The organism is Xanthomonas sp. DAR 35659 (assembly GCF_041242975.1).
GTDB classification, from domain to species: domain Bacteria; phylum Pseudomonadota; class Gammaproteobacteria; order Xanthomonadales; family Xanthomonadaceae; genus Xanthomonas_A; species Xanthomonas_A medicagonis.
In genome coordinates this window covers 1,944,592-1,960,925 of the sequence record NZ_CP162488.1, presented here as the reverse complement: position 1 = coordinate 1,960,925, position 16,334 = coordinate 1,944,592, and the positions used below count along the sequence as shown (strand labels likewise).

The 16,334-nt window shown below is 72.0% G+C and carries 19 protein-coding genes; 9 read left to right on the top strand and 10 right to left on the bottom strand.

The genetic code is table 11. From position 1 onward, the window contains the following. Positions 1–46: 46 nt before the first annotated feature. A complete protein-coding gene (locus AB3X07_RS08330) occupies positions 47–466 on the bottom strand; it encodes a YciI family protein (RefSeq protein ID WP_369943969.1) in 420 nt (139 codons plus the stop codon). Positions 467–647: 181 nt separating this feature from the next. On the opposite strand from AB3X07_RS08330, the gene AB3X07_RS08325 reads away from it, so the two are divergent. Beyond that, complete coding sequence (locus tag AB3X07_RS08325; RefSeq protein WP_369943967.1) at positions 648–1,049, top strand: YciI family protein; 402 nt, start codon at positions 648–650, stop codon at positions 1,047–1,049. 109 nt (positions 1,050–1,158) lie between these two features. Here AB3X07_RS08325 and rraA read toward each other — a convergent pair whose 3' ends face one another. After that, complete coding sequence (gene rraA / locus AB3X07_RS08320; protein ID WP_369943966.1) at positions 1,159–1,641, bottom strand: ribonuclease E activity regulator RraA; 483 nt, start codon at positions 1,639–1,641, stop codon at positions 1,159–1,161. Between the two features lie 147 nt (positions 1,642–1,788). On the opposite strand from rraA, the gene AB3X07_RS08315 reads away from it, so the two are divergent. Beyond that, positions 1,789–2,619 carry a DUF72 domain-containing protein gene (locus AB3X07_RS08315; protein WP_369943964.1) on the top strand — a complete coding sequence of 277 codons (831 nt, stop codon included), beginning with the start codon at positions 1,789–1,791 and terminating at the stop codon, positions 2,617–2,619. 346 nt (positions 2,620–2,965) lie between these two features. Further along, complete coding sequence (locus AB3X07_RS08310) at positions 2,966–3,925, top strand: DMT family transporter (RefSeq protein ID WP_369943963.1); 960 nt, start codon at positions 2,966–2,968, stop codon at positions 3,923–3,925. A gap of 18 nt (positions 3,926–3,943) precedes the next feature. On the opposite strand, the gene AB3X07_RS08305 is transcribed toward AB3X07_RS08310, so the two are convergent. The 3 genes from AB3X07_RS08305 to AB3X07_RS08295 all read right to left on the bottom strand — a co-directional run bounded on the left by AB3X07_RS08305 (position 3,944) and on the right by AB3X07_RS08295 (position 7,948). Then, a complete protein-coding gene (locus AB3X07_RS08305) occupies positions 3,944–5,011 on the bottom strand; it encodes a GGDEF domain-containing protein (protein WP_369943961.1) in 1,068 nt (355 codons plus the stop codon). A gap of 81 nt (positions 5,012–5,092) precedes the next feature. Then, positions 5,093–5,812, bottom strand: coding sequence for a pseudouridine synthase (locus AB3X07_RS08300; protein ID WP_369943959.1), 720 nt, complete (start codon positions 5,810–5,812; stop codon positions 5,093–5,095). Positions 5,813–5,956: 144 nt separating this feature from the next. Then, positions 5,957–7,948: a DEAD/DEAH box helicase gene (locus AB3X07_RS08295; RefSeq protein ID WP_369943958.1), complete on the bottom strand. Its 1,992-nt coding sequence runs from the start codon at positions 7,946–7,948 to the stop codon at positions 5,957–5,959. Between the two features lie 161 nt (positions 7,949–8,109). Between AB3X07_RS08295 and AB3X07_RS08290 the strand changes: the two genes are divergently transcribed. From AB3X07_RS08290 to AB3X07_RS08275, 4 genes are all read left to right on the top strand, one after another. Next, positions 8,110–8,616: an RNA polymerase sigma factor gene (locus tag AB3X07_RS08290; RefSeq protein WP_369943956.1), complete on the top strand. Its 507-nt coding sequence runs from the start codon at positions 8,110–8,112 to the stop codon at positions 8,614–8,616. 23 nt (positions 8,617–8,639) lie between these two features. Continuing rightward, positions 8,640–9,296 carry a serine/threonine protein kinase gene (locus AB3X07_RS08285; RefSeq protein ID WP_369943955.1) on the top strand — a complete coding sequence of 219 codons (657 nt, stop codon included), beginning with the start codon at positions 8,640–8,642 and terminating at the stop codon, positions 9,294–9,296. Positions 9,297–9,491: 195 nt separating this feature from the next. Further along, positions 9,492–9,713 (top strand): RNA-binding S4 domain-containing protein, encoded by a 222-nt coding sequence (locus AB3X07_RS08280; RefSeq protein ID WP_369943954.1) that lies wholly within the window; start codon positions 9,492–9,494, stop codon positions 9,711–9,713. A gap of 49 nt (positions 9,714–9,762) precedes the next feature. Continuing rightward, positions 9,763–10,101, top strand: a complete 339-nt coding sequence (locus AB3X07_RS08275) for a hypothetical protein (RefSeq protein WP_369943953.1) — start codon at positions 9,763–9,765, stop codon at positions 10,099–10,101. Positions 10,102–10,257: 156 nt separating this feature from the next. Here AB3X07_RS08275 and ubiM read toward each other — a convergent pair whose 3' ends face one another. The 5 genes from ubiM to AB3X07_RS08250 all read right to left on the bottom strand — a co-directional run bounded on the left by ubiM (position 10,258) and on the right by AB3X07_RS08250 (position 14,132). Beyond that, a complete protein-coding gene (gene ubiM / locus AB3X07_RS08270; protein ID WP_369943952.1) occupies positions 10,258–11,445 on the bottom strand; it encodes a 5-demethoxyubiquinol-8 5-hydroxylase UbiM in 1,188 nt (395 codons plus the stop codon). A gap of 142 nt (positions 11,446–11,587) precedes the next feature. Next, on the bottom strand, positions 11,588–11,977 hold the full coding sequence (locus tag AB3X07_RS08265; RefSeq protein WP_369943950.1) for an MAPEG family protein: 390 nt from the start codon (positions 11,975–11,977) through the stop codon (positions 11,588–11,590). A gap of 44 nt (positions 11,978–12,021) precedes the next feature. Next, positions 12,022–12,630, bottom strand: a complete 609-nt coding sequence (locus AB3X07_RS08260) for a DUF4019 domain-containing protein (RefSeq protein ID WP_369943949.1) — start codon at positions 12,628–12,630, stop codon at positions 12,022–12,024. Positions 12,631–12,697: 67 nt separating this feature from the next. Then, positions 12,698–12,958 carry a hypothetical protein gene (locus AB3X07_RS08255; RefSeq protein WP_369943947.1) on the bottom strand — a complete coding sequence of 87 codons (261 nt, stop codon included), beginning with the start codon at positions 12,956–12,958 and terminating at the stop codon, positions 12,698–12,700. An 88-nt stretch (positions 12,959–13,046) separates the two neighbouring features. Then, entirely contained in the window at positions 13,047–14,132 is a 1,086-nt protein-coding gene (locus tag AB3X07_RS08250; RefSeq protein ID WP_369943945.1) for a hypothetical protein, read from the bottom strand. Between the two features lie 195 nt (positions 14,133–14,327). Here AB3X07_RS08250 and AB3X07_RS08245 point away from each other — a divergent pair, with 195 nt between their 5' ends. Beyond that, positions 14,328–15,803, top strand: a complete 1,476-nt coding sequence (locus AB3X07_RS08245) for an AlkA N-terminal domain-containing protein (protein ID WP_369943944.1) — start codon at positions 14,328–14,330, stop codon at positions 15,801–15,803. Continuing rightward, complete coding sequence (locus tag AB3X07_RS08240; RefSeq protein ID WP_369943942.1) at positions 15,796–16,317, top strand: methylated-DNA--[protein]-cysteine S-methyltransferase; 522 nt, start codon at positions 15,796–15,798, stop codon at positions 16,315–16,317. The genes AB3X07_RS08245 and AB3X07_RS08240 overlap by 8 nt, the downstream gene beginning before the upstream one ends. The last annotated feature ends 17 nt before the right edge of the window (positions 16,318–16,334 follow it).

Below are 16,334 nucleotides of genomic sequence, written 5' to 3'. Positions count from 1 at the left end.
CTCCGGGTTGTGGGTGTGGTGTGGATGTGGGTGTGGATGAAGGCGCTCACGCGCCGCCGCCGATGCGCTCGCGCAGGTGGCGTTCCTGTTGCCGCAGGTCCTCGGCAAACCCCGGTCCGAGGTCCTCCATCTCCATGACCTGGCGCAGTTCGACCTCGAAGCCGACATCGAACGGCGCGCGCTTGAGCCACTCGGTGGCTTCGTCCAGCGAGCGCACCTGCCACAGCCAGAACCCGGCCAGCAGGTCGCGCGATTCGGCGAAGGGGCCATCGATCACCCGCTGCCCGCCGTCTTCGAAGCGCACACGGCGCCCGCGCGCACTCGGATGCAAGCCGTCGGCGGCGAGCAGAATCCCCGCCTCGATCAACTGCGCGTTGTAGGCCCCCATCGCGCGGAACTCCTGCTCGCTGGGAAGCTGACCGGATTCCGACTCCGGCGTCGCCTTGACCAACACCATCACTTTCATCGCATTCCTCCAGTCAGCCCGCTGGCCGGGCGGTTCGTGAGGTACGACGCGCCGGGGCGACGCAAATCGACAGGTCCGCGGAAAAAAATTGCGCCGGCGACAGCGACCGGATGCGGCGACGCAACACGCGACCATGCCCGGGTGCGCGATGATGGCCGCTCCCCCGCCGCCTGGTCGCCCCATGCAATTCCTGCTGCTGATCTATATCGACCCCGCACTGCTGCAGGCCGTGCCGGACGCGGAGTACGACCGGCTGATGCGCGGCTGCCTGGAACACGCAGACGCGCTGCAGGCGGACGGCACCCTGGTGCTGGCGCAGCAGTTGCAGCCGGTGGCCCATGCCCGCACCCTGCGCACGCGCCAGGGCCAGGCGCGCATCACCGACGGCCCGTTCGCCGAAACCCGCGAGCTGCTGGCCGGCTTCAATCTGATCAACGCCCGCGACCACGACGAAGCGCTGCGCATCGCCGCGCACTTCCCATGGTCGCGCTTCGGCAGCATCGAGGTGCGGCCGCTGGCCGACATGGACGCCGAGCGCGCCCGGGTCGGCGCCTCGGCTGCATGCCCGACGGCAACGGCCTGAGCGCACCCACGCGGGGGCGTGCTGCCGCGCGCAGCAGGGCGCGGCGGATGCGGCGGCGCCGCGGAAGACCGCCAGCGCGTTAGCTCGGCGCGGACCCCCGCCGGCGCGCTCAGGCAGGAAGCAGCGCCTGGGCAGCGACCAACACCCCATTGCGATCGGCATACAACCAGTGCCCGGGGGTGAAGGTCACGCCGGCGAAGCGCACGGGTACGTCGACCTCGCCCAGGCCACGCTTCTCGGTCTTGCGCGGGCACGCGGCCAGCGCCTGCACGCCCAGCGGCAACGCCGCCAGCGCCTCCACGTCGCGCACGCACCCATGGATCAACAGCCCGGCCCAACCGTGTCGCACCGCGTTCTCGGCGATCTGGTCGCCGAGCAGCGCGCACCGCCGCGAGCCCTGTCCATCCACCACGATGACCCGGCCGGCGCCGGGCGTGGCCGCCAACTCGCGGACGCGCGAGTTGTCCTCCACGCAGTGCACGGTGACGATCGGCCCACAGAACGCGGCGTGGCCGCCGTAGCTGCGGAACAGCGGTTCGGCCACCTGGACCTGGGGGTGGGCATCGCATAGATCGGGCGTGGTCCAGGGCATGGTCGGTCGGGCGCGGGGCGTCGCCACGATGGTAGCGCGGCGCGCCGGTCGCCGACGCGCAGCCCGACGGCCACGCGCGCCATGCACGCGGCCGCGGCGCGCAGTGCGGCACAATCCCTCTTCCCTGTCCGCGCCGGCGCACATGCCATGAACGATCTCTTCGACTCCGCCCCGGCCGCGTCCGACGGCATCCGCGTCGGCATCGGCGGCTGGACCTATGCGCCCTGGCGCGGCGGCATGTTCTATCCGCAGGGCCTGGTGCAGCGTCGCGAGCTCGAATACGCCAGCCGCCACGTCACCAGCATCGAGATCAACGGCACCTACTACGGCGCGCAGAAGCCGGAGACCTACGCGCGCTGGCGCGACGAGACACCGCCGGGCTTCCTGTTCTCGGCCAAGGCGCCCAAGCGCATCACCGGCATGCGCCGCCTGGCCGGCGCCGGCACGCAGATCGAGGACTTCATCGGCGGCATCGTCACCCTCGGCGACAAGCTCGGCCCGCTGCTGTGGCAGTTCGAGCACGGGCGCACCCTCGACCTCGACGACCTCGCCGTGTTCCTGGACCTGCTGCCGCAGCAGGGCGGCGGCCGCCGCCTGCGGCACGTGCTGGAAGTGCGCGATCCGGCCAGCATCGGGCCGCGCCTGCTGGACCTGGCCCGCACCCACGGCGTGGCCACGGTGTTCACCGATTCGCCCGACTATCCGTCCTTCGCCGACCTCACCGCCGACTTCGTCTACGCGCGGCTGATGCGCAGCCGCGCGACCCTGGCCCACGGCTATCCGCCCAAGGAACTGCGAGCGTGGGCGGCGCAGGCGCAGGCCTGGCGCCGTGGCGAGGACACGGACGAGTTGCCGCACGCCGGCACGCCGCTCGCCAACTCCAAGCCGCGCGAGGTGTTCGTCTACTTCATCAGCGCCGCCAAGGAGCGCAACCCGGCCGCCGCGATGGCATTGCTGGCCGAACTCGGCAAGGGCTGAGGCGTCGCGCGCAGTTGGAGGGCGACGGCGTCGACACCAGACATCGCGAGACGCTGCGCGCCGAACCCTCACCCCAACCCCTCTCCCGACGGGAGAGGGGCTACGGCGACTCCCTTCTCCCCTCGGGAGAAGGTGCCCCGAAGGGGCGGATGAGGGTACGGGCGTAGCCTCGTGTGCCCAAACTCCGCGAGTCGCTTTCGCGCCGGACCATCACCCCAACCCCTCTCCCGACGGGAGAGGGGCGATGCGCTGCGCACCGCCAAGAGCGTCGGCGAATGCCGGTGCGCCGCCGATGCCCATTCCCGATTCTCCCCACGCCCCGCGTCAACGCGCGACAATACGCGCCATGCCCCTGCAACCCACCACCAAAGCCCAGCTGCAAATCCATTTCTGCGTGCTGCTGTGGGGCATCACCGCGATCCTCGGCAAGCTGATCACGCTGCCGGCCTTGCCGCTGGTGTGGTGGCGCATGCTGATGGTGGTGGCGGCGCTGGCACTGCTGCCGCGGGTGTGGCGCGGGCTGGCCGCGCTGACCCCCAGGCTGCTGCTTGGCTATGCCGCGGTCGGCGCGCTGGTCGGCCTGCACTGGCTGACCTTCTACGGCGCGATCAAGCTGGCCAACGCCTCGGTGGCGGCGACCTGCATCGCGCTGGCGCCGGTGTTCACCGCGGTGATCGAGCCGTGGGTGGCCAAGCGTCCGTTCCGCCCCAGCGAGCTGGTGTTCGGCCTGGCGGTGTTGCCGGGCGTGGCGCTGGTGGTCGGCGGCGTGCCCGACGGGATGCGCGCCGGCGTGGCGATCGGCGCGGTGTCGGCGTTGTTCGTGGCCGCGTTCGGCTCGCTCAACAAGCGCCTGGTCGATCACGCCGATCCGTTGACCGTGACCGCGGTGGAACTGGGCGCCGGCACCCTCACCCTGACGCTGCTGGCGCCGCTGCTGCCGATCCTGCTGCCGATCCTGCTGCCGGCGCTGAGCGGCCCGCTGCTGGTGCTGCCGGGCCTGCACGACACCGCCCTGCTGCTGGCCCTGGCGCTGCTGTGCACGCTGCTGCCATTCGCCCTGGCGCTGGTCGCGCTGCGCCACCTCAGCGCCTACGCGGTGCAACTGGTGACCAACCTGGAGCCCGTCTACGCGATCGTGTTCGCGATCGTGCTGCTGGACGAGCAGAAGCAACTCACCGCGCTGTTCTACCTGGGCGTGGCGGTGATCCTGGGCGCGGTGTTCCTGCATCCGCTGCTGACCCGCTCCAGGCCGCTGCGGCACCCGGAACTGCTGGCCACGTCCGAAGCGAAGAACGCGCTGGACTGAGCCGCGCGCTGGCGCGACTCACTCCGCCAGCGACACGCAATCGCGGCCGGCGCGCTTGGCCCGGTACAGGGCGAGGTCGGCACGCTTGAGCAGTTGCTCGGCGCTTTCCGGTTGTTGGTAGGCGGCGACGCCGAAGCTGGCGGTCAGCGGCACCCCGGTGCGCAGCAGGGCGACCTCGTGCCGCAGCGCTTCGCACTCGCGCATGGCCTGGGTGGCGTCCAGCCCCGGCAGCAGCACCGCGAACTCCTCGCCGCCGTAGCGCGCCACCAGGCTGGCCGACGGCGCCCGCGCGCGCAGCATGTCCGCCAGCGCCTGCAGCACCGCATCGCCCTTGTCGTGGCCGTGCAGGTCGTTGACGGTCTTGAAGTAGTCCAGGTCCAGCAGGGCCACGCTCAGCGGGCCGCCGTCGAGATGCGCCGCCTCCACGTTGACCATCAGCGCGGAGGCGAAGGCGCGCCGGTTGAGCAGTCCGGTCAGCGGATCGGTCCGCGCCTGTTCGAGCAGGTCGGCGTTGAGCGATTCCAGCGTGGACTGGTACTGCGCCAACTGCTGCTCGTACCAGTCGCGCTCGCGTAGCTGCAGTGCCAGTGCGTGGCTGGTGCGGCGCAGCTCGATCAACTGCATCACCTGCCGCGACAGCGCCTGCAGCGCCACCACCTGTTCCGGCTCCAGCGTGCGCGGGCGACGGTCGAGCACGCACAGCGCGCCCACCGCCAGCCCGTCGCGGTCGACCAGGGGCGAGCCCGCGTAGAAGCGCACCCCGACCTCGGTGACCAGCGGATTGAAGGCGAAGCGCGGGTCCACCGCGGCGTCGGCGACCACCATCACCTGCTGCGGATTCAGGATGGCGTGGCCGCAGAAGGAATCGTCGCGCGCCGCGCTGAGCAAGGTGACGTTGCGTTGCGACTTCAGCCACTGGCGCTCGCCGTCGACCAGCGAGATCAGCGCCGACGGCGTATCGCACAGGCTGGCGGCGATGCCGACCAGGTCGTCGTAGGCCGCTTCCGGCTCGGTATCGAGGATCCGCAACGCATGCAGCGCGCGCAGGCGGTCGGCTTCGTTGTCGGGCTTGCGTGGCTTGATCACGGGAGCGGGGGGCCGGCGGCGGATGCCCGGCGAGTATCGCCAAAAATGCGGCCGACGCCAGTGAAGGCGTGCGCCCGCCGATCACCAGTCCTGGCGTTGCGGCAGCAGCCCGTGCAGTTCCTGTTCGGTGAGATTGCGCCACTGCCCCGGCTTCAGCGCGCCGAGCTTGATGTTGTCGATGCGCACGCGGCGCAGCTGGGTGACGCGGTAGTCGAACGCGGCGGCCATCAGCCGGATCTGCCGGTTCAGGCCCTGCTCGAGCACGATGCGGAAGCCGAACTTGGCGATGCGCGCGGTGCGGCACGGCAGCGTCATCTCGTTGTGCACGCGCACCCCGCGCGCCATGCCGCGCAGGAATTCGTCGGTGACCGGCTTGTTCACCGCGACCAGGTATTCCTTCTGGTGGCGGTTCTCCGCGCGCAGGATCTCGTTGACGATGTCGCCGTTGCTGGTCATCAGGATCAGCCCCTCGGACTCCTTGTCCAGGCGCCCGATCGGGAAGATGCGCTGCTCGTGGCCGACGAAGTCGACGATGTTGCCCTTGACCGCGCTCTCGGTGGTGCAGGTCACCCCGACCGGCTTGTTCAGCGCGATGTAGACATGGCGCCGCCCGCTCTTGGCCTTGGCGCGCGCGCGCAGCGGCTGCCCATCGACCTTGACCTCATCGCCCTCGCCCACCACCGAGCCGACCCCGCCGGGCATGCCGTTGACGGTGACCCGGCGCGCGGCGATCAGCCGGTCCGCCTCGCGGCGCGAACAGTAGCCGGTCTCGGCGATGTGCTTGTTGAGGCGGACGGACATGAGCTGGGAATGGGGAATCGGGAATGGGGAGTGGCAACAGCGGGCTGCTGCCATCTGGGACGATGGCTAGCTACGGGAAGACAGGCGGGTTGCGGCAGCGGGAACGCCCCCATTCCCGATTCCCTACTCCCTGTTCCCAGCTCTTCAGCGCTTCGGCGGCCCCTTGCGCGGCGGGCGTTCGCCGGCGCGGTCGGCGATGCGGGTGGCGGCGCCGGACGGGCGCGGACCGGCCGCGTTCGGGCGGCCGCCGGGCTTGCCCGCGCCACGCGCGAACTTCGGCTTGAACGGCGCGGCGCCGGCATCGTCGCCGTCGAGCTTGCGCATCTGCAGTTGCTGGCCGGAGACCCAGACCTTCTTCAGGTGGGTCAGCAGTTCGCGCGGCATGTCCGCCGGCAGGTCCAGCACCGAATGGTCGTCGTGGATGTCGATGCGGCCGATGTACTTGCTCTCCAGGCCGGCCTCGTTGGCGATCGCGCCGACGATGTTGGCCGGCTTGACCCCGTGCTGATGGCCGACTTCGATGCGGTAGGTCTCCATGCCCACTTCCGGCTCGCCGCGCGGCGCCTTGGGCGCCTTGTCGCGGCGCGGCGCCTCGAAGCTGCCGACGTCGCGCTGGTAGTCGAAGTCGGGGCCGTGCCCGGCCGGCGCGGGACGCGGCGGACGCGGCGCGCGCTCGCCCTCGTCGCGGCGCGGCGGACGTGCTTCGCGGTCGAACTTCGGGCGTTCCGCGCGCTCGCCGCGGTCGGCACGGTCGCGGCGTTCGCCAGCGGGCCGCTCGTAGCGCTCGCCCTGCGGCGGACGCGCGCGCTCCGGCGCCAGCAGCAGCGGCGTGTCGCCCTGCAGCAGGCGCGCCAGCGCCGCGGCCACCTCGACCATCGGCACGTTCTTCTCCGCCTCGAACTTCTGCAGCAGATCGCGGTACATATCGATACCGCCGCTGGCGATGGTCTCGCTGATCTTTTCCATGAAGCGGGTCACGCGCTGGTCGTTGACCGCGTCCACGCTCGGCAGCTGCATCTCTTCGATCGGCTGCCGGGTGGCGCGCTCGATCGCGCGCAGCATGCCCTTCTCGCGCGGGCTGACGAACAGGATCGCCTCGCCGCTGCGGCCGGCGCGGCCGGTGCGGCCGATGCGGTGCACGTAGCTTTCGGTGTCGTAGGGAATGTCGTAGTTCAGCACGTGGCTGATCCGCTCCACGTCCAGGCCGCGCGCGGCCACGTCGGTGGCGACCAGGATGTCGAGCTTGCCGTCCTTGAGCTGCTGGATCACCCGCTCGCGCTGCGACTGCTGGATGTCGCCGTTGATCGCCGCGGCGGCCAGACCGCGCGCCTGCAGCTTCTGCGCCAGCTCGTCGGTACCGGCCTTGGTGCGCGCGAAGATGATCATCGCGTCGAACGGCTCCACTTCCAGGATCCGGGTCAGCGCATCGAGCTTGTGCAGCCCGCTGACCGCCCAGTAGCGTTGGCGGATGTTCGCCGACGTGGTGGTCTTGGAGGCGATGATGACCTCGGCCGGGTCGTTCAGATAGGTCTGCGCGATGCGCTTGATCGCCGGCGGCATGGTCGCCGAGAACAGCGCCACCTGGCGCGAGTCCGGCAACTTCTTAAGCACCGCCTCGACGTCGTCGATGAAACCCATGCGCAGCATCTCGTCGGCCTCGTCGAGCACCAGCGTCTTCAGCTCGGACAGGTCCAGGGTGCCGCGGTCGAGGTGGTCGATCACCCGGCCCGGGGTGCCCACCACCACGTGCACGCCGCGCTTGAGCGCCGACAGCTGCTGCACGTAGGGCTGGCCGCCGTACACCGGCAGCACCTGGAAGCCCGGGATCGCCGCGGCATAGCGATGGAACGCCTCGGCCACCTGGATCGCCAGTTCGCGGGTCGGCGCCAGCACCAGCGCCTGCGGCTTGCGCTGGTTGAAGTCCAGCCGCGATAGGATCGGCAGCGCGAACGCGGCGGTCTTGCCGGTGCCGGTCTGGGCCTGGCCGAGCAGGTCGCGGCCGGTCAGCAGCGCGGGAATGGTGGCGGCCTGGATCGGCGACGGCGACTCGTAGCCGACGTCGGCGACGGCTTTCATCACAGCAGGCGAGAGGCCGAGATCTGCGAACAGCAGCGGCGCGGGGGTATCTTGGGACATGGGAGACTCCGGGGGCGCCGCACAGAACCGGCAGGCGCAAATAAGCCCCTATTGTGCGCCTTGGCGGGCCGCATGTCGAAAGCAGGTGAACGGCCCCGTTCAGGCGTGAGAAACCCCGCGCTGCGGCGAATCACCCCACAGACTCCCCTTCCACGCGCCCCATGCCCGACCGCCCCACCCCTCCCATCGCGCCCGCCGACGCCTTCGCCAGCCTGTTCCAGGCCCACCGCGGCATCGTCGCCAAGGTCGCCGGCAGCTACTGCTGGCACCCCGAGGACCGCGCCGACCTGATCCAGGAGATCGCGGCCCAGGCCTGGCGCGCCTTCCCGCGCTACGACCGGCAGCGCGCGTTCTCCACCTGGCTGTACCGGATCGCGTTGAACGTGGCGATCGGCGACCTGCGCGGACGCAGCCGTGCGCATCGCCAGGCCCAGCCGCTGGACGACACGGAGCCGGCCGACCCGCAGGCCGCCGACCCGGAGCGCGAGCGTCAGGTGCAGGCGCTGTACCGCTTCATCGCCCAGTTGCCGCCGCTGGAGCGGGCACTGGCGTTGCTGTACCTGGACGACACGCCGCAACGCGAGATCGCCGAGATCCTCGGCATCGGCGAAAGCAACGTCTCCACCAAGATCGGCCGCCTCAAGCAGCGGCTTCGCAACGAACTCTGACCCACCCGACAGGACTCCGCCCCATGCATCCCGACGCACTGAAACACGCCTGGCAGGCACTGGACCTGCGCCTGCAACGCCACGACCGCCTGCAGTTGCAGGCCCTGCTGCGGCAGGACCTGCAGCGCGTCCGCGGCAGTCTGCGCCCGCTGCTCTGGGGGCAACTGCTGCAGTTGCCGTTCGGACTGGCCTGCATCGCCTTGGCCGGCCTGCTGTGGCGGCACCAGGCGTTGCCGACGCACGTGATCGCCGCCGGCGTGGCGGTGCATGTCTACGGCGTGGTCGCCGTGGCGATGGCCGGCATCGTGCTGGGCCGGCTGCTGCGCATCGACTACGCGGCGCCGGTGCTGGAGATCCAGCGCCAGCTCGCGCACACCCGGCGCGGATATGTCCTCGCCGGCCTGCTGTGCGGGCTGTCGTGGTGGTTGCTGTGGGTGCCGGCGCTGATGGTGCTGGCCGCGCTGGCCGGCGTCGATCTGCTGGCGCACGCACCGGGCATGGTCTGGGCCGGACTCGGCATCGGCGTGGCCGGCCTGGCGTTGTGCGCGGCGCTCTATTGGCGCTCGCGCGATCCGGCGCGGCCGCGACTGGCACGGCTGGTCGATCGCTGGCTGGGCGGCGCCAGCCTGCGCAAGGCCAGTGACCTGCTCGAGGAGGCGGCGCGCTTCGCGCGCGCGTGATCGATGGCCGCGCGGGCGTTCGCCGCGCGCGGGTCGGTCAGCGTTCGTTGGCTTGCGCGCCGGTGCGATGGATCGGTAGCGACTGCAACCGCGCGGATCGCGGTCGTAGCGGCGGCAAACGCGACGCGGCGCGAAGTCCGAGCGTTTGTTGCGCGAATGACCGACAATGGGCGCCGATTTCCGAGCACAGCCCCCATGCAGACCATCGATCTCCAGTTAGAAAGCGACTACGTCGAACTCAAGCACCTGTTGAAGCTGACCGGCGTGTGCGACAGCGGCGGCGCGGCCAAGGCCGTGATCAGCGAAGGCCAGGTGCGGGTGGACGGCGAGGTCGAACTGCGCAAGGCCTGCAAGATCCACGCGGGCCAGGTCGTCACCCTGGACGGCGTGCAGATCCGGGTGATCGGCAAGGCATGAGCGCGGGCGGCGCGCCGCGTTGCCGGCACCTGCGCGGCGCGGCCGCGCCGTGCTGATCCAGATCGCCGCGCGCAACATCGCGCCCTCGGCCGAGGACGCGCGGCACGACGTGTACCTGTTCTCGCTCGATCCCGACGCGGCGCGTCCGTTCTGCCTGTCGCAATCCATCCGCGGCGGGCAGGCCGATAGCGGCGGCTCGGTGTTTCTGGGCCTGCACGAGTTGGAGGGCTGGCGCGGCGACTGGCGCCAGCATCTGCGCCACGCCGGCTGCGCCTGGGCCATCGCCCCGATCGAGGCGGCGCAGTGCTCGGGCGATGTGCAGGGCGTCCTCGCCCTGCTCGTTGCCGGGGCTGAAGAACACCGCCTCGATGGCACCCCGCAGCGCTAACGCTTTTTCGTACCTGTCCAGGCAACGATATTTTTGTGGCCGTGTCCCGACGCCGGCGTTTGTAGGAGCGGCTTCAGCCGCGACAGGATCTGACAGGATCAGTCGCGGCTGAAGCCGCTCCTACACGAGCGTGCAATGCGTCATCGCACGCGCACCTCAGCGCGCGCCCTGCGCCACGCGCTGGGTCAGGTGCGCGGCGATCGCGCGCTTGAACGGCGCCACCCGGTCGGCCACGCGCAGCGCGGCGTTGCGCAGGGCGCGCGCCGGCAGGCGGTCGTCGGTGTACAGCGCGGCGATCGCGTTGGTCGCCTCGTACAGCGGCCGCGTGGCCAGGCGATGGCCGCGTTCGTAGCCGGCCAGCAAGGCCGGCGCGGCGATGTCGCGGCCCTGCGCCACTGCCGCGTGCAATGCGCGCGCCAGCCGCGCCTGGCTCTGCAGGCCGAAGTTGAAGCCGTGCGCGGTCACCGGATGCATGCCCACCGCGGCGTCGCCGATCAGCGCGTAACGCTTGCCGACGAAACGCTGCGCGTACACCGCGACCAGCGGATAGGCCTGCGGCCGCACCAGCGGCGTCATCGCGCCGAGCCGGTGCTCGAAGCGCGCGCTGATCTCCGCGCCCAGCGCGGCCTCGTCCATCTGCAGCAGCACCTGGGCCCGCTCCGGGGCCAGGGTCAGCACCGCCGACGCCTGGTTGCCGTGCAGCGGCAGCAGCGCCAGGGTCTGGCCGTAGCCGAACCATTCCCACGCGGCATGGTGATGCGGCCGCTCGTGGCGGACCCGGCACACCAGCATGCTGCGGCCGAAGTCGCGCATCTGCGCACCGATACCGAGCATGCGCCGGGTGCTGGAAAAACGGCTGTCGGCGGCGACCACCAGGCGCGCGGTCAGCGTGCGCCCGTCGGACAGGCGCAGCCGGCCCTGGGTGTCGTCGCAGTGCAGCGCCTGCACCGAGACGCCATCGAGCAAGGTCAGCCCTGGCTGCGCCTGCACCGCATCGAACGCGGCGCGGCGGATCAGGTGATTGGGGACCAGCCAGCCCAGGTCGCCACCGCGCCCCTGGCGCGCGGCGAAGGTCAACGCGAACGGCGAGGAGCCGTTCATCACCCGCGCATCGCGCAGCGGCGAGATCTCCTCCGGATCGATCCGCGACCACAGGTCCAGTTGCTCCAGCACCGCGCGCGAGGCATGGGTCAGGGCGATCTCGCGGCCATCGAAGGCGGCCTCGGCCAGCGCCGCGCGCGGCTGCGGCTCGATCAGCGCCAGCGACAGCCCGCTGCCGGCCAGCGAGCGGGCGAAACACAGGCCGGCGGGACCGGCACCGACGATGGCGATATCCACATGCATTGCAGCGCTTCCCGTAACGGACGCCGTCAGCATAGACCGGTCGCGGCGCGCCGCATTGATCTGGATCAGGGCTGCGGCAAACGGTCGCGGCACAGCGTCCGCCCGGCCGTGGCACGGGCTGCCGCGCCACGCCGCACGCGCATCACAGCAGCGCCCACACCAGTTGCAGGATCGCCCACAGCGACACCGCCCACACCAGGCTACGCACGTACGGCACGCCGGCCGCGTACAAGGGCACGTAGGCCACCCGTGCCCAGAAATAAAGCTGCGCCGCCAACGCGGTATGCGCGCTGCCCTGGCCGGTCGCCACCACCGCCACCGCCGCCGCGGCGAAGAACGGAAATGTCTCCAGGAAATTGCGCATCGCGCGCTCCAGGCGCCCGGCCACCCCGCTCGCCGGCGGCTGCGGCGCGTCGCGCGCGCTGGCATTCCACTTCATCCCGCGCTGCGCGGTGACGAAGGCGGCGGCCAGCAGCAGTTGCACGATCCCGAGCAGGATCGCCCAGGCCAGCATGCGGATTTCGATGTTCATGGAGACCTCGGTCGGGACGGAAAGCGAAAGCGCGACGGGGCCGGTCACTCGGGCGGGCCGACGTGGTAGCCGACCAGGCGCCAGGTCTTGTCGTCGTCCAGGCGCAGCGACACCAGTTCGCGCACCGGCTGCGGCGCATTGGCGAAGCGGCTGGGGAAGCTGACGTTGACGTAGACGCCCGGCGGCACCTGCGAGCCGGCCGCGTACTGCACCCGCGCCACGCTGGCCACGCCGCGGCCGAGCAGCGCGCCGAGGCGCGCGCGCGCCGCCTCGACCTGGCGCACGAAGACCTCGCGCGTGACCGCCTTCTTCGCCACCTCCGAGGCGCCATCCCACAGTTCGCCGCTGCGCCCGGCATCGACCAGTTGCGCGGCGCGCAACCCGGCCTGCGCCATCTGCGCATCCTGCTTGGACAGCGGCCCCGGCGCGGGCGTGGCGCCAGGCTTGGCCGCGGCCGGCCGCGCCGGCGGCGGCGCAGCCTGCGGCGGCGCAGCCTGCGGGGGCGCCGCTTGCGTGGCGGCTGGCGGCGCGGCAGCGGACGGCACGGCCGGCGGCGGCGTGACTGACTGCGCAGCGGCCGGCGGCGCCAGCAGCCAGGCGGCCGCGCACAACGAGATCAGGCGAATCGACAGGGACGGCATCGGGATGGTCATCGCGCAGGCCGCGTGGCAGCGGCGGGGCCGCAGTCTACGTCGACAGCACGCGCCCGCGCAGTGGCGCTCACGGCTCCTCGCCCGGTGCGACCGCGCTCACCGGCACCGCGTAGCGCTGCCGATGCCAGGCGCGCCAGCTCACCCACAGCGCCCACACGGTCCCGCCCAGCAGGCCGGCCAGGCTCAGCAGCGAGGCGGTGCGCGCCAGCGCCTGCGCATGCGCGCCACTGGCGAACTGCAGCAGCAGTTCCGCGACCACGAAGCCGCCCAGCGCCAGCAAGGCCGGCGGCAGATACAGCCGCACCATCAACTTGGCTCCGACGGCCATGCGCGCGCTCCCGAAGTGGATGGCGCGGACGCTAGCGCCGCCGCGGTGCCCGAGACGTGAACGCGCGGCGCGGACCCTGAGCGGGCGTTCAGGCGCCGGGCGAGGCCAGCGGCAGCGTGGCCACGTCGATCTCCGACAGCGGGCTCTCCGCCGGGCAGGCCTGGTCGGGAAAGCCGAAGCGTTGCTTCAAGGCCTGCCCGCAGGCGGTCAGCGTCTCCAGGTCCACCTCCTTGGCCTTGCACTCGTGGTCGAAGGCGACCAGGAAGGCGTCCTTGCGCCGCAGGAAATCGTCGCCGCACTTGCGCAACTGCTTGATCCGCTCCAGGTCGTCCTGCACCGCGTTGGTCCCGTCCAGCCCGTACTGCTTGAGTTCGTCGCTGCTGAGCAGGCGCAGGCTGCGGTTGGGCACGGTCATCATCAGGTCCGCCACCGCCACCGCCACGCCGTTGCGCTCCAGGTAGTCCTTGACGTTGCCGTAGACCTCCTGCAACTCGCGGTTGAGTTCGGCGCGCGAGGTCGCGGTGGAGCTGATCCGCATCATGCGGTGGATGCCGACCTTGCCGGAGATCAGCCGGTTGTCGCCGGCGGCGAGCACGAACACGCAGGCGCTGTGGCAGATCGAGCCTTCGCGCACCCAGATGGTCCAGCCGGACTCGCCGATCGCGTCGCCGGCGCGGATCGCGGCCTCGACCTGGCCGCCGCTGGAATCCAGGTCCAGCACGCGCTTGCCGATGCCCTGCTGCGCGGCGACCTTGGCCAGGCGCCGCACCAGCGCGGCGAATCCGGCGTTGATCTTGCCTTCGTAGCGCACCCGCAGCAGGCCGCGCTCGCGGCACGGCGTCAGCGCCGCCTCGATCGCCGGCCGGTCCAGCCCGGCCAGCGGCGCGCCGTCGCCGGCCTCGGCCGCGTAGTCGGTATCGCAGCTGACGAAGGCCTCGCCGTTCTCCAGCGCGGCCTCGTCCCACAGGTCGGCGTCGACGTCGTTGGCCGGCTTGGGCTTGGCCGCCGGCGGCGGCGCGGGCGGTGCGGGCGGCGCCCCCACCGAGACCATGTGCTCGCCATCGCCGGGCGGGCTGTCGGCCAGGGTCCTGTTGGCGGACGGCGTGCCCTGCTGGCACGACAACAGGCCCGCGCAGCACAGCGACAACCACCAGGTTTTGGATCGGAAAGACAAGCGGCGGGTCCACGGGCGAAGGGACGACGCACCTGCGGTGCGCGTGTCTAGTCTAGTGCCGATGCGCGGTCGCTTCCGAACTGCGCCTAAACCGGCGCCGCCGCCGCGGCGACGGCGCCCGCGCCGCGACCGGCCCGGCGCAACCATGTCCGAAAGCGGCCAGTACGCGCCGCCGGTGCCGACTAGACTGGCGCCATGACCCACGCCGCATCCGCCGACCACGCCCTCTACGACCGCGCCCGCCTGGCGCGCGATGCGCGCTTCGACGGCGTGTTCTTCACCGCGGTGCGCAGCACCGGCATCTATTGCCGTCCGGTGTGCCCGGCGCCGGTGCCCAAGCGCAGCAACGTGCACTACTACCCCAGCGCCGCGGCCGCCGCGGCCGCCGGCTATCGCCCCTGCCTGCGCTGCCGGCCGGAGCTGTCGCCGGAGGCGCAGCAGCACCTGGGCGAGGAGGCGGTGCGGCGCGCGCTGGCGCTGATCGCCGACGGCGCGCTGCAGGAGGCGAGCGTGGCGCAGCTCGCCGGCGAGATCGGGCTCAGCGCGCGCCAGTTGCAACGCGTGTTCGTCGCCCAGCTCGGCGCCACCCCGGCCGCGGTGCACGCGACGCGGCGGCTGCTGCTGGCCAAGCAATTGCTGACCGAAACCGCATTGCCGATCACCCAGGTGGCGCTGGCCGCCGGCTTCAACAGCTTGCGCCGCTTCAACGCCGCGTTCCTGGAGGGCTGCGGCATGCCGCCGTCGGCGATCCGCAAGCGGCGCGCCGAGGTGCCCGGCGGCGACCTGGTGCTGCGCCTGGGCTATCGCCCGCCGCTGGACTTCCCGGCCATGCTCGGGTTCCTGCGCAAGCGCGCCATCCCCGGCATCGAGCGCATCGGCGAGACCAGCTACGAACGCGTGCTGGGGGCGCTGGACGCCTCGACCCGGATCCACGTCGAAGCCGACCCGCTGCGCCACGAACTGCGCCTGCGCATCGTCGGCGGCGATCCGCGCGCGATCCCGGACATCGTGCGCCGGGTACGGCGCATCTTCGACCTGGACGCCGACCTGCGCGCGGTGCACGCCACCCTGGCCGCCGAACCGCTGCTGGCGCGCGCGATCGCGCGGCGCCCGGGGCTGCGCGTGCCCGGCGGCTGGGACGGCTTCGAGGTGGCGGTGCGCGCGGTGCTCGGCCAGCAGGTCAGCGTGGCCGGCGCGGCGACCCTGGCCGCGCGCCTGGTGGAGCGCCACGGCGCGCAGCGGCCGGGCCAGCCGCCGGGACTGGACCGCGCGTTCCCCGCGCCGCAGGACCTGCTGGACGCGCCGCTGGAAGCGATCGGCCTGCCGCGCTCGCGCGCGGCCACGATCCGCGCGCTGGCCGCGGCGGTGGTGGGCGGACGCCTGCAGTTCCGCGCCGGCCAGCGCCTGTCCGACTTCGTCGCGCGCGCCACCGCCCTGCCCGGCATCGGCGACTGGACCGCGCAGTACATCGCCTTGCGCGCGCTCGGCCAACCCGATGCGTTCCCGGCCGGCGACCTGGTCCTGCAACGCGTGCTCGGCGCCGACGGCGCGCGCCTGAGCGCACGCGCCACCGAGGCCCGCGCGCAGGCCTGGCGGCCGTGGCGCGCCTACGCCGTCCTGCATCTATGGCATCTGGCTGGCGATCCGGCCGAGGAGACTTCGCATGCGTGAACGCCTGTACTACGACGCCTTCGCCACCCCGATCGGCGAACTGACCGTGGCCGTCGCCGACGACGGCGTGCGCCACATCCTGTTCCCGGAGAACCGCTACGACGCGCGCGGCCGCGGCGACTGGATCCGCGACGCGGCGCCGGTGCGCGAGGCGCGGGCGCAGTTGCTGGCCTATTTCGCCGGCGAGCGCGACGCCTTCGACCTGCCGCTGGCGCCGCGCGGCACCGCATTCCAGTGCCGCGTCTGGCAGGCGCTGGCGGCGATCCCGTTCGGCGCGACCTGGAGCTACGCGCAACTGGCGCAGCACATCGGGCAGCCACGTGCGGTGCGCGCGGTCGGCGCCGCCAACGGCCGCAATCCGCTGCCGATCGTGCTGCCCTGCCACCGCGTGATCGGGGCCAATGGCGCGCTGACCGGCTTCGGCGGCGGCCTGCCGACCAAGGCCGCGCTGCTGGCGCTGGAACAGCGCGGCGCGGCCGCGGCCCAAGGCGCGACCGCGCCGCTGTTCGACTGAAACCGCATCGCGCTTTC